The sequence below is a fragment of the Anabaena sp. WA102 genome (assembly GCF_001277295.1).
GTDB classification, from domain to species: Bacteria; Cyanobacteriota; Cyanobacteriia; order Cyanobacteriales; family Nostocaceae; genus Dolichospermum; species Dolichospermum heterosporum.
Map to the genome: position 1 here is coordinate 3,050,001 of NZ_CP011456.1, position 12,797 is coordinate 3,062,797.

Genomic DNA, 12,797 nt, shown 5'->3' on the forward strand with positions numbered 1-12,797 from the left:
AGGATAAATCCCTTGGTTTAGGCTCTTCCCCTTTCGCTCACCACTACTTAGGGAATCTCTAGTTTGATTTCTCTTCCTCCAGCTACTAAGATGTTTCAGTTCGCTGGGTTGGCTCTTTCCTGTCTATATATTCAACAGGTAGTACATAGGGTTGCCCCATTCGGATATTTCCGGCTCTTAGTTTGCTTCCAACTCCCCGGAACATTTCGTCGGTAACCACGTCCTTCTTCGCCTCTGTGTGCCTAGGTATCCACCATTAGCCCTTATTAGCTTGACCACATTTTCTGCTTGTTTGCTTTCACATCCATCTCAATGTCTGTGTCTGCCTGCTTTTTCTCTTTCTCTTATGCAGTTTTCAAGGTTCTGGCTGGAATTTAACCCAGCAGTCAAAAACTATTATCAATAGTTTCAGTTGCTGTTCTTTTTCCAAATGTGGAGGTTAGCGGACTCGAACCGCTGACATCCTGCTTGCAAAGCAGGCGCTCTACCAACTGAGCTAAACCCCCAAAAAGAACTCAAAATTTCTAGTCATGCTTCAAAAATATTTAATTTTGACTTTTGACTTTTGATTTTTGACTTCCTTCAGGTGGGCCATCCTGGACTCGAACCAGGGACCTCACCCTTATCAGGGGTGCGCTCTAACCACCTGAGCTAATAGCCCTTATCGAACCAAACCATAGTTTGAAAGCTTTACTTCAAGTCTGCGACCGACCTAGGTTAGACCAATTTAGTTTCTATTCACAATTTGCATTGCTTTCAATTTCTAAATGGATTAGGTCTCCCTAAAAGGAGGTGATCCAGCCACACCTTCCGGTACGGCTACCTTGTTACGACTTCACCCCAGTCATCAGTCCTACCTTAGGCATCCCCCTCCTTGCGGTTGGGGTAACGACTTCGGGCGTGACCAACTTCCATGGTGTGACGGGCGGTGTGTACAAGGCCCGGGAACGAATTCACTGCAGTATGCTGACCTGCAATTACTAGCGATTCCTCCTTCACGAAGGCGAGTTGCAGCCTTCGATCTGAACTGAGCTACGGTTTATGAGATTCGCATCACATCGCTGTGTAGCTGCCCTTTGTCCGTAGCATTGTAGTACGTGTGTAGCCCAAGACGTAAGGGGCATGCTGACTTGACGTCATCCCCACCTTCCTCCGGTTTGTCACCGGCAGTCTCTCTAGAGTGCCCAACTTAATGCTGGCAACTAAAAACGAGGGTTGCGCTCGTTGCGGGACTTAACCCAACATCTCACGACACGAGCTGACGACAGCCATGCACCACCTGTGTTCACGCTCCCGAAGGCACTTCCATCTTTCAACAGAATTCGTGACATGTCAAGCCTTGGTAAGGTTCTTCGCGTTGCATCGAATTAAACCACATACTCCACCGCTTGTGCGGGCCCCCGTCAATTCCTTTGAGTTTCACAGTTGCCTGCGTACTCCCCAGGCGGGATACTTAACGCGTTAGCTACGGCACAGCTCGGGTCGATACGAGCTACGCCTAGTATCCATCGTTTACGGCTAGGACTACTGGGGTATCTAATCCCATTCGCTCCCCTAGCTTTCGTCCCTCAGTGTCAGTCTTGGCCTAGCAGAGCGCCTTCGCCACCGGTGTTCTTCCTGATATCTACGCATTTCACCGCTACACCAGGAATTCCCTCTGCCCCGACCACACTCTAGCTTTGTAGTTTCCACTGCTTTTATTTGGTTGAGCCAAACTCTTTAACAGCAGACTTACAATGCCACCTGCGGACCCTTTACGCCCAATCATTCCGGATAACGCTTGCATCCTCCGTATTACCGCGGCTGCTGGCACGGAGTTAGCCGATGCTTATTCCTCAGGTACCGTCATTCTGTTCTTCCCTGAGAAAAGAGGTTTACAACCCAAGAGCCTTCCTCCCTCACGCGGTATTGCTCCGTCAGGCTTTCGCCCATTGCGGAAAATTCCCCACTGCTGCCTCCCGTAGGAGTCTGGGCCGTGTCTCAGTCCCAGTGTGGCTGATCATCCTCTCAGACCAGCTACTGATCGTCGCCTTGGTAGGCTCTTACCCCACCAACTAGCTAATCAGACGCAAGCTCTTCTTCAGGCAGCAAGCCTTTCACCTCTCGGCACATTGGGTATTAGCCACCGTTTCCAGTGGTTGTCCCCAACCTGAAGGTAGATTCTTACGCGTTACTCACCCGTCCGCCACTATCTCCGAAAAGACCGTTCGACTTGCATGTGTTAAGCATACCGCCAGCGTTCATCCTGAGCCAGGATCAAACTCTCCATTTTGGTTCGTCTGTTATAAAGCTCTTTCTTAACCGTTTTTACAACCACGGTCAGGTTATTTTCTTTCTCTGACGCAGGGTACTTGTTGTATTCTGGCTTTCAAACTATAATATTTTCAAGGTTCGGTGTGCTGTTCAGTGTTGCCTCTTTTTGGCTGCTCTGTTCGGCACTTATTTAATATATCGAATCTACTCTGGTTTGTCAACTACTTTGGCAAACTTTTTTTCGGTTTGTTTTTTGTTTGCCTGAAAACTGCTCATAATGCTGGGTTTAGTCCACAATAGGTTAGGCATTGTTGACTCAAGGAAGAGTAGATAGTGAATTTTCAGTCAGTAATAGCGATATTGCATCAGTTTTGGGAACAGCATGGGTGCTTGATTGCCCAGCCCTATGATATGGAGAAGGGCGCGGGTACTAAGAATCCCCATACTTTTTTGAGGGCTTTGGGACCTGAACCTTGGTCTGTGGCTTATGTTGAACCTTGTCGTCGTCCGACTGATGGACGTTACGGCGAAAATCCGAATCGGTTTCAGCATTATTATCAATATCAAGTCTTGATTAAGCCGTCACCGGATGATATTCAGGAAATTTATCTGGATTCTTTACGGGCGTTAGGGATTTGTCCTGAAGACCACGATATTCGGTTTGTGGAGGATAATTGGGAAGATGCGACGGTGGGGGCTTGGGGTACTGGCTGGGAAGTGTGGTTAGATGGGATGGAAATTACTCAATTTACATATTTCCAGCAATGTGGTGGTATTGATTGCCGTCCTGTGTCTATTGAGATCACTTATGGTTTGGAGCGATTGGTGATGTACCTTCAGCAAGTGGAGGCAATTACTAAGATTCAGTGGACTGATAACATTACTTATGGTGATGTTCATCTTCAGGGTGAGATTGAACAGTGTACTTATAATTTTGAAGCGTCGAATCCTGAGATGTTGCTGACGCTGTTTGGTTTATATGAGCAAGAGGCTACACAATTAACGGAACGAGGATTGGTTTTACCTAGTTTGGATTATGTGATTAAGTGTTCTCATGCTTTTAATTTGCTTGATGCTAGAGGGGTAATTTCTGTGACGGAACGGACTCGTTACATTACTAGGATTCGGCATTTGGCGAGGAAGGTGGCTCATTTATATGTTGAGCAAAGGGAAAAGTTAGGTTTTCCACTTTTGATGAATACTTTAGAAGATTAATCTTAGGGACTTCCAATTAAAAAAATACCCAAAAATCTCTTGTGGTGCGGGCATCTTGCCCGCTAATCATCAAGGACGGGCAGGATGCCCATCCCACAAAATTGGGTAATTTATTTTTTGGTGTTCCCTTAAGCAATCGGATTTTTATTCAGATTTTTTTCAATACCTTTGATATACATAGGACTCCTATTTGATTTTTGAACAAAACTCGGTACACCTTAATATTCTGGAATCGTCTTGCCTCTTGCCTTTTGCCTTTTGCCTCTTGCCTTCCTAAGTAGAAAAATATGGCTAACGCCGCGCTCCGCTATCAGGAATCAAACCGGATTCCTAGGCTTGGTGCTTTGGCATTTATTTTGATTTATGATGCAGACGAGTGGAATAATTATCTGTCTTAGTTATATTTTGGGTTTGCTGTTTACGGCAATTCCTTGGGGATGGTGACAAGTTCGTAAGAAAATTGGGCGATCGCAAGCTCGTTTATTAGGTGTTCCTGAATGTCCCCTTGTCAGTGCAATGGTTTTGGGTGGTAAAGCCGTTGATTTACCTTATAAGAGACTAGTGGTCTGTCAAGCTTAAAATTGTCTGTATCCAATTTTGGGAATCTTTGATTTGAGAACCGATTAAACACAAAAACAAAATTGACAGGCCACTAGATAATTCTTTTCATTATGGTGCGACGTGGTTAACAATGGAGAAGATGTATTTTTAGTAGTGTAAATTTATGCCTAGAACTCCTAACGAATATGCTGTCTTTTTGCTGTTAGACAATGGACATAGGGAAGAAGTGCGTTTTTCTACCTTTCCAGAATTTCAAAAATGGTATAGCGGCGTATTAACTCCAAAGCAGGATTCAAATGAGTTTATTAACGTACCGATTAAGAATATTCAAGGCGAATATCTAGTGGTGCGTCCGTCCAAGATTGCAGGAATTCGGGTAGAACCTGTTTTTAATTCTAGTATTGAAAGATAAACATGAGAAAAAACCTTACTTTGCTTGCCTTAAGTCTGGGAATTGCCTTTATAAATCCACTTTCCTCAGTTGTAGCTCAAGCTCCTAATTCGCAGCCAGTCACGATACCAGTGACCCCGGAAATACCACCTGTAGTAGTACCAGCCCTCGAACCTATTAATTTAGAAACTGTTTGTACCCCCCAGAATTGCTTAGGTTTAGATGAACAACTTTGGGGTAAACAGGGTGATAAACAAGCATTGCTGACCTCCATAGATAACAGTTTGCGCTATTTGGCAACTAATAAAGCTGTTACAGCCTATCAAAATTACCCAATTAAGGAAATTACCCTTAATCGGGTGCAGCGGAGTTTGCTACGCTTTCGGCAATTGGTTGTGAGTTCTCAGTCGGCGGCTGAACTACAAGCTGCTGTGCGGCGAGAGTTTGTCTTTTACCAGTCTGTAGGCAACGATGGCAAGGGAACTGTTAAGTTTACAGCTTATTATGAGCCTGTGTATGTTGCCAGCCGAGTTAGAACTGCTGTATATAAGTATCCTCTTTATAGTCTGCCGCCAGATTTCCAGAAATGGACAAAACCCCATCCTAAACGGATTGATTTGGAAGGCAAAAATGGGTTGCTGGGGGATAAAAGCAAGTTACGAGGGTTAGAAATTGTCTGGTTTAGTAATCGTCTAGATCCATACATGGTTCAGATCCAAGGTTCTGCCCAAATTAAATTAACTAATGGGCAAAGAACATCTGTTGGTTATGCTGGAGGAACTGATTATGCTTGGACTTCTATCGGTAAAGAACTAGCAAAAGATGGGAAACTGCCACTGAGTGGTTTAACCATGCCTAAGTTAATTACTTATTTTCGCCAAAATCCCAAGGAGTTAAGTAATTATTTACCACGTTGGGAAAGGTTTGTTTTCTTTGCAGAAACCAACGGTACGCCTGCTACAGGTAGTATTGTTGTCCCTGTCACCGCGGAACGTTCCATTGCTACAGATAAGTCTCTCATGCCACCGGGTGCATTAGCCCTAATTATCAATTCATTTCCTTATCCTACTAATGGTGGCAAACTGGAATCTCGTCTAGTTAACCGTTTTGTCTTAGATCAAGACACAGGTAGTGCAATTAAAGGACCAGGAAGAGTTGATTATTTCATGGGTTCTGGTCAATTAGCAGGCGATCGCGCTGGTATTTCTGGCGGCAACGGTTCACTATTCTATTTACTATTAAAAGAATAGGAGTCAGTAAGTAGGGGCGCAGGGCTTGCGCCCTTTGTCAGGAGTAAGAGAAGACAGAAGAAAGAAGTTTCTCCCCAAGTCCCCAGTCCCTAATAAGGTGGATAACTAAATTCATCGTCATCCGCATATACATAAGAATTGGTAACACCAGACGTTTCTACCTTAGAAGCCTCTGGTTTAATTACTTCCTTACCAAATTCTTTGTATTCTTCAAAAGCCTTACAAATAATTTCCGACTCAGGAGAGTCTGAAGCAATCATATAATCTGTTAAAGTGGAAATCGTGGGATGTTTATAATCTACAGTTGAAGCCACCAAAGCAATATTCGGTTCTATTCCTCTTTCTTCAGGTTCAATTATAGGGCAAAAAATCCCATGAGCATGGAATAAAGGACCTTTAGGAGTTAGTGGTTTCTTTTGAAAACCAGCATAAGCTTTTTCCAATTCCCCAGCAAAACCGCCAGTAATTCGCCCTTGTTGATATTCAGCGTAATTTTTCCCAAAACTAGCGCCGGGTGAACCACTCAGAGTTAATTGCAGAGGTGATTGATGCAAAAACTTTTTATCTTCACCGACTAAAAAAATCAAATGGCGAGTATAAATTTTAAATTTAAGTTTATCAGCTAAAAACTCTTCTTTGTAATCTTTGTATGTACCTAATCTAATCTTGGTTTCCCGATCTTGTACCGACAACGGACCACGACGCACTATCACTAATCTAGGAGTAGTAGTAATAAATATTGTTTCTACTTCTCCAGAACTAAATTCATGTTCCACCTGTTGCCAATTATCATCTGGCTGAAATCTAACGGATTGAGCATTATCGCGGCTAATCGCTAAACCATAGCTTTGTAAACCATCTGTACCATACCGAGGATTGATCATTAAACCCCAGGGAATCACTTGGGACGGTGGGGCGTTGAACTTTTCGTCTTCAAAGTCGAACTTAGCAGATGCTTTCATGATTTTAGAATATCAGCGTGTTTAGTTTAATAAGTCTATCGTTTGTACCATATTTTGTACCATCTATCTCCGAGATTAGACACTTTCTGAATTAGATTGTAACAATTTTTGTTTAAATCCATTAATTCATCCCTTCTTATCTGCGTTTATCTGCGTTTATCTGCGTTCAATTATTCTTAATCTCCTACTCTATTTGATATTAGGGCAATTCATCAATTACCCTAACAACTTATCTCAACTACAATGCACCAGCCGCAGTTTTATCAAGAACACCATTACTTAAATGGCCAGTAATATTCATCGCTTGCAGAACTGGATAACCTTGAATCCCATGAGGATAATCAATGACACTCACAGCCCCATTACCTTGACGGAAGTTCCAGAAATTCTCGTTAGATAAACCGAGAATATGACACAACAAGGTTTTATTAGTGGCATCATGGGCGACGACCAATCCTAGTTGTAATTGCTGCGATTGGGCATTTTCGACTATAGTATTCCAATCAGCAACACTGCGTTCTTTTACCTGTGTTAAATTTTCTCCTTGTGGCATTTGCACATTGGCGGGGATTGTGCGCCAACTTTCTAATTCTCCAGGAAATTCTTGCTCAATTTCTGATTCAAATTTGCCTTCCCAAAGTCCGTGACTAATTTCTCTCAAACCAGCAAATAGTTCTAAGTTTAAACTGGCATGATATTTTAAGATAATTTCCGCTGTTTCCTTGGGACGGGACATAGTGCTGCTAACTGCAAAATCAATATTTACGTCTTTGAGAAATTCTGCGGCTTTTGCGGCTTGGTTTCTACCATGATCATTGAGGGGAATATCAATTTGTCCTTGAAATTTACCTTGACGATTCCATTCCGTTTCCCCATGACGGACTAATAATAATCTTACACCTTTGTGACCAGGACGTAGAGAAGGGAAAGTTTCACCCAGATGTTGGGTTTGATTCATAGATTCTAACTGCACAGGTTCGCCTAAACCACCGGCAAAATTCAAAATACTAATACCGCAGTTAGACTGTTGTAAACAATGGTAACGACTGGGGGAAATTCCCAACGCGGTGCTAATTAAGGCACGATTGATGCCATTATGACCCACAATCAGGATAGTTTCCCCTTGGTGTTGGGGGAGAATATCTTGCCAAAATTGCTTGGCTTGGGCGTATAAAACCAGAACTGGGAAATGTTCTTTAGTTCCTGAAGGTTCATCTAAAACCATGCGAAACTCGTGGGGATGTTTTTTCCAGGTGCGGTAATCTTCAGTAAACTTTTCTTGGACTTCACTTGTAGTCATTCCTACCCATAAGGGTAAATCAACTTCTACCAACTGTTCATCAATTTGAATGACAGCAGATTGTGTAGCCAATTGACTGCGGATAATTTCCGCTGTGGATTTAGCTCGCTGGAGGGGACTACTATAAATAGCTTGAAAGGAAATACTACTGAGGGCAATACCAGCTTGACTGGCATCATTTTGACCTTTGGCGGTTAAAGATGAGGCATCAGTACGCCCTTGAATACGTTTTTCTATATTGTAGGTACTTTGACCATGACGCACGATGATCACACGGGTCATTTTTTTTGTTTCCTCTATGCAAAGCCCTAATTTTACTACAAAATGTTCCGACTGGGCGATCGCTCTCCTTGTTGATGATCTTTAAAATACAGACTTAATAATTAATACAGCCTAAATTAATAACTAAGCTGTAATTTTAAACAACATAATTCATCTATTTTAACTAGTTGAATAGGTGGAACTAGAATAGCTGTATTTGCCTCCGGTTCTAGAGCAAAAAATATTCAGAAGGAACAGGAATCAATAGGGAACAGAAAAAACTCATGTTTAGAAACATGAGATTGAAATAATGACACTATTTTTTTGTGCTACGCATCTCAAAAAACATCCTTTTTTGACTGAGATTTAAACTCTGAAACTTTAGTTTCTTATCTATTCCCTGTTCCCTATTCCCTATTCCCTGTTCCCTATTCCCTATTCCCTATTCCCTGTTCCCTCTTTTTGTAAACAATGACTGTCAATCATTACGACTTTATCATCGTTGGTACTGGTGCTGGAGGTGGAACTTTAGCCTACAAATTAGCATCCAGTGGCAAGAAAATTTTAGTTTTAGAACAAGGTAATTTTTTACCTAAAGAAAAAGCTAATTGGGATACTCAAGAAGTTTCTCGGAAAGAACGCTATCGGACTAGTGAACTATGGTATGACAAACACGGGAAAGCTATCAAACCTCTCACACATTATTATGTGGGTGGTAATACTAAATTTTATGGTGGGACTTTGTTTAGATTGCGTGAACGAGATTTTGAAAAGGTTATTCATGAAGATGGGATTTCTCCAGAATGGCCATTAAAATATCAAGATTTCGCTCCCTACTATGACGAAGCCGAAAAACTTTATGATGTACATGGTAAACGAGGTCTTGACCCTACTGAACCGCAGATTAATCAAGAATATCCTTTTTCACCATTGAGTCATGAGCCTTATATTCAAGAAGTCCATGACTCTTTAAAATATCAAGGTTTTCATCCTTTTTATCAACCACTGGCTATCAAACTCAATGAGGTAAATCGGAGTTTAAGTGCTTGTATTCGTTGTCATACTTGTGATGGTTTTCCGTGTTTAATTGATGGTAAAGCTGATGCGGATATCAATTGTGTTCGTCCAGCAATGACTTATGCAAATATCACATTAATAACTGAAGCAAAGGTAGTATGTTTACATACTAGCCCATCGGGTCGAGAAGTGACTGGAGTGGAAGTAGAAATAGGAAATCAACGGCAGATATTTTCTGGGGATATTGTGGTATTAGCTTGTGGTGCAGTTAATTCGGCATTGCTGTTACTGAAATCTGCTAATGAGCAACACCCCAATGGATTAGCTAATAGTTCTCATCTTGTGGGACGCAATTACATGACACATAATTTTGCTGTGGTCATGACTTTAAATACCAAGTTGAATAATACAATTTTTCCGAAAACTTTGGCTTTTACTGATTTTTATTGGGGAAATCAAGATTTTGCTTATCCTATGGGGAGTGTGCAATTACTGGGTGGGGCAAATAAGGATAAAATACTTGCTTATGGTCCGCCTTTGATGCCTAATTTTATAGCTGAGGCTATAGCGAATCATTCCCTATCTTGGTTAGTAATCACAGAGGATTTACCAGATTTTAATAATAGGGTTTTGAGTAGAAATGGGCAGGTTTTCCTGGAATATACTCATAATAATCAAAGGGCTTTTAATAAATTAATTCAGCAATGGATTCAGGTTTTACAATCAATTTCTGTATTTCAATCACCTGGAACTTTACATATTCCTCAAAAAATGGGTTTAAGAGAAGTGACTCATCAATGTGGTACTTGTCGTTTTGGAGAAGATCCCAATAATTCGGTTCTAGATATCAATTGTCGGACTCATGATGTTGATAATCTTTATGTTGTTGATGGGAGCTTTTTTCCTTCTAGTGCTGCGGTAAATCCTTCATTAACTATTATTGCTAATGCTTTGCGGGTGGGAGAACATTTATTGACAAGGATATAGTATTTGTGGTGGGGATGGAATATAATTAAGGGCGGGGAAACCCCTACAGGTCACGGTAAGCATTTTTTCTCAGAATCAGGATGTCCAGGATTAAAGGATGTACAGGATGAAAATAGGGATTTTATCACTAAGTAGGTGAACACAATAAAACCAAACTGTGTAAAGAAATGTAAAATCGCCTAAACCCTCTTCACTCTTGCATGAGTGCCTTTTGCCTTGCCATAACGACAATTTTCAACGCCAACCTACTTAATTACCTATTGGCGATCGCTTGCGTAGCGTAGCCATAGTCGAAGTATCAGCCTTAACTAGATAACTAGCAATTTGAGTTAATAATATTTTTGATTGTTTTAAGAATTTGAAATGTCTAGCGTATCCATAATTAGACAAGTCAACTTTTAAAAGTGTATGATAAAAAAAGTGTTGTGGTGATCTGTCGTTATGGCAAGGCAAGAGGCACTCATGCAAGAGTGAAGAGGGTTTGGGCGATTTTACTTTTCTTTACACAGATTGGTTTTATTGTGTTCACCTACTTAATCTAAAAAGATAATTCTTGAAATAACTCTATCAAAGGCAGACTAAAATTAGGAATAACATCTTCTCCATTAAGACTATCTTCCAATTGCAAAAGCTGTGATGGCTTAGGTTTGCGATAAACTAATACACATTCTTCATCTGGCAAAATTACCCATGCTAAACGAGTTCCGTTTTCAAAATACTCTACTAATTTATGATGAATTTCTTCAAAAGTATTATTAGGAGAAATAATTTCTACAGCTAAATCAGGAGCGCCATCAAAAAAACCTTTGGGTAATCGTTTTAAACCTTGTAACCTTTCCTTAGAAATAAAAGCCAGATCGGGTGATCTTTTGTTACCAGTTTTCATTTTAAAAGCAGTGCTAGAATCACAAGTTATACCGAGTTTATGATCACGCACAAAACCTGTTAAAAAATATCCAAGAGTTAGAGCTAAGTAGCCATGTTCTACACCTGAATTTGCCACTATAATTAGCTCTCCGTCCACATATTCATAAAGATTATCATTTTCCTGCAATAACATAAATTGCTCATCTGTCAAAGCCTGATGATTAGCTAAAGGTTGAATTAATTCTAAATTTGTGATTGCAGCTTGTGTCATTAGATTTAACTCCACAGATGAAACTAATATCAATAATTATACAGCCCTGGCGAATAGAATATGGCTTCGCCACGCTCCGCCAACGCGGCTATACAAACAAAGTCCGCCTGCGCGGATTAAGATTAAATTAAGGTCTTTAACCTGCGAAGGCAGGTTTTGTTTGTGTAGATGCGGTTTCTAACCGCCGATTTCACTATTTATGCACTAATTCTATTGTACTCGTTGATATACTCCTTAACAATTAAACTATTGATATATTTAGAAATTTCTGCATTAATATCAATTTTCTGCTGATTCGTGACATACTGTGTTAAATTGGTCAATGAGTAATCTTATCATCTGTTGACTAAAATAACTCTCATTATAAGATGAGAAGGTTTTAAGATTTAGCTGGAAATACTGTGATAATTAGTCCAAACTCTCATAATTATACCAAAAACAAATCAATTAGCACAGTGCGATGGCGTACCCTACGGGATCTTGCTACGCGGAGCGTCCCGGAGGGAACTAGCACTGCTGCAAGCAGATCGCCTACAATAGTTCTGTAGACAATCGCTTGCATAACTTAGAACTCAAAACAGGCTGAATTTATTTAATATTTTCCTGTAAATACTCGTTCGGCTGGTCCTGTCATGTAAATCCGGTTGTCAAGTTCTGACCACTCGATTTCTAGGGGGCCGCCGGGTAATTCTATGGTAGCGGTGCGATCGCATTTATCGTTCAATACACCCGCTACCAAGGACGCACAAGCACCTGTTCCACAAGCGAGGGTAATTCCAGCACCTCTTTCCCAAACGCGCATTTTCAAATAGTTACGATTGACTATTTCAATAAATTCGGTGTTGGTTTTTTTAGGAAATACGGGATGATTTTCAAATTGGGAACCAATGCTTTCTAAATTAATCGCCGCAACATCTTCCACAAAGGTGATACAGTGGGGATTTCCCATGCTGACACAGGTAACATCCCAAGTTTTCCCGGCTACTTCCAAGGGTTGATTAATGACTTGAAACTCACTAGGTGATAAAGTGGTAGGAATTTCTTCTGCTAATAACCGGGGTTCACCCATATCCACTTTAACTTGACCATCATCAGTGAGTTGGGGGGCAATCACACCTGCTAAGGTATGAATATGATATTTATCTTTTGTCCGGGAAATGCCTTCTAGGTCTGTCAAAAATACCGCTAAACAGCGAATCCCGTTCCCACACATTTCCGGTTCTGAACCATCGGAGTTAAAAATTCGCATGGTGTAGTCAGTGCCATTCTGTCCAGGAAGTGCGAAAATAACACCATCTGCTCCGATCCCAAAATGGCGATCGCACCACTGTACAGCTTTCTCTGGTGTTAATACTGGTGTCAATGAGGAACGGTTATCAATAAGAATAAAATCATTACCGAGTCCGTGATACTTAGTAAATTCGATTGCCATTTTGCCCTAAATGAATTATTAAAGATTCAT

9 protein-coding genes, 2 tRNA genes and 2 rRNA genes (1 of these 13 only partly in view) are annotated in these 12,797 nt (G+C 41.0%); 4 read left to right on the forward strand and 9 right to left on the reverse strand.

The features are described 5' to 3' along the window. The 4 genes from AA650_RS13150 to AA650_RS13165 form a co-directional block, all read right to left on the reverse strand. Nucleotides 1-277 (reverse strand): 23S ribosomal RNA (locus AA650_RS13150) (it extends 2,549 nt beyond the left edge of the window). A gap of 156 nt (nt 278-433) precedes the next feature. Beyond that, a tRNA-Ala gene (locus AA650_RS13155) sits at nt 434-506 on the reverse strand. A gap of 81 nt (nt 507-587) precedes the next feature. Then, a tRNA-Ile gene (locus tag AA650_RS13160) sits at nt 588-661 on the reverse strand. A 124-nt stretch (nt 662-785) separates the two neighbouring features. Continuing rightward, nucleotides 786-2,272 (reverse strand): 16S ribosomal RNA (locus AA650_RS13165). The 16S and 23S rRNA genes sit together here with 2 tRNA genes alongside, the layout of an rRNA operon. Before the next feature lie 314 nt (nt 2,273-2,586). Between AA650_RS13165 and glyQ the strand changes: the two genes are divergently transcribed. The 3 genes from glyQ (at nt 2,587) to mltA (ending at nt 5,670) form a co-directional block, all read left to right on the forward strand. Beyond that, the gene (gene glyQ, locus AA650_RS13170) at nt 2,587-3,468 is read left to right on the forward strand and encodes a glycine--tRNA ligase subunit alpha (protein WP_053539358.1); all 882 of its coding nucleotides are present in this window, start codon (nt 2,587-2,589) and stop codon (nt 3,466-3,468) included. A gap of 724 nt (nt 3,469-4,192) precedes the next feature. After that, entirely contained in the window at nt 4,193-4,441 is a 249-nt protein-coding gene (locus tag AA650_RS13175) for a hypothetical protein (protein WP_027401636.1), read from the forward strand. 2 nt (nt 4,442-4,443) lie between these two features. Continuing rightward, nucleotides 4,444-5,670 (forward strand): murein transglycosylase A, encoded by a 1,227-nt coding sequence (mltA, locus tag AA650_RS13180; protein WP_053539359.1) that lies wholly within the window; start codon nt 4,444-4,446, stop codon nt 5,668-5,670. A gap of 89 nt (nt 5,671-5,759) precedes the next feature. Here mltA and AA650_RS13185 read toward each other — a convergent pair whose 3' ends face one another. Further along, the gene (locus AA650_RS13185; protein WP_053539360.1) at nt 5,760-6,632 is read right to left on the reverse strand and encodes a DUF5895 domain-containing protein; all 873 of its coding nucleotides are present in this window, start codon (nt 6,630-6,632) and stop codon (nt 5,760-5,762) included. Nucleotides 6,633-6,870: 238 nt separating this feature from the next. After that, entirely contained in the window at nt 6,871-8,214 is a 1,344-nt protein-coding gene (locus AA650_RS13190; RefSeq protein WP_053539361.1) for a histidine phosphatase family protein, read from the reverse strand. Nucleotides 8,215-8,664: 450 nt separating this feature from the next. Between AA650_RS13190 and AA650_RS13195 the strand changes: the two genes are divergently transcribed. Beyond that, nucleotides 8,665-10,197, forward strand: coding sequence for a GMC oxidoreductase (locus AA650_RS13195; protein WP_053539362.1), 1,533 nt, complete (start codon nt 8,665-8,667; stop codon nt 10,195-10,197). Nucleotides 10,198-10,446: 249 nt separating this feature from the next. Here the strand turns inward: AA650_RS13195 and AA650_RS27920 are convergent, their stop codons facing one another. The 3 genes from AA650_RS27920 to dapF all read right to left on the reverse strand — a co-directional run bounded on the left by AA650_RS27920 (nt 10,447) and on the right by dapF (nt 12,767). Then, nucleotides 10,447-10,587 carry a hypothetical protein gene (locus tag AA650_RS27920; RefSeq protein ID WP_160289959.1) on the reverse strand — a complete coding sequence of 47 codons (141 nt, stop codon included), beginning with the start codon at nt 10,585-10,587 and terminating at the stop codon, nt 10,447-10,449. Between the two features lie 148 nt (nt 10,588-10,735). Beyond that, nucleotides 10,736-11,335, reverse strand: coding sequence for a Uma2 family endonuclease (locus AA650_RS13200; RefSeq protein ID WP_199924245.1), 600 nt, complete (start codon nt 11,333-11,335; stop codon nt 10,736-10,738). Between the two features lie 592 nt (nt 11,336-11,927). Next, nucleotides 11,928-12,767: a diaminopimelate epimerase gene (dapF, locus tag AA650_RS13205; protein WP_053539363.1), complete on the reverse strand. Its 840-nt coding sequence runs from the start codon at nt 12,765-12,767 to the stop codon at nt 11,928-11,930. Nucleotides 12,768-12,797: the final 30 nt, after the last annotated feature.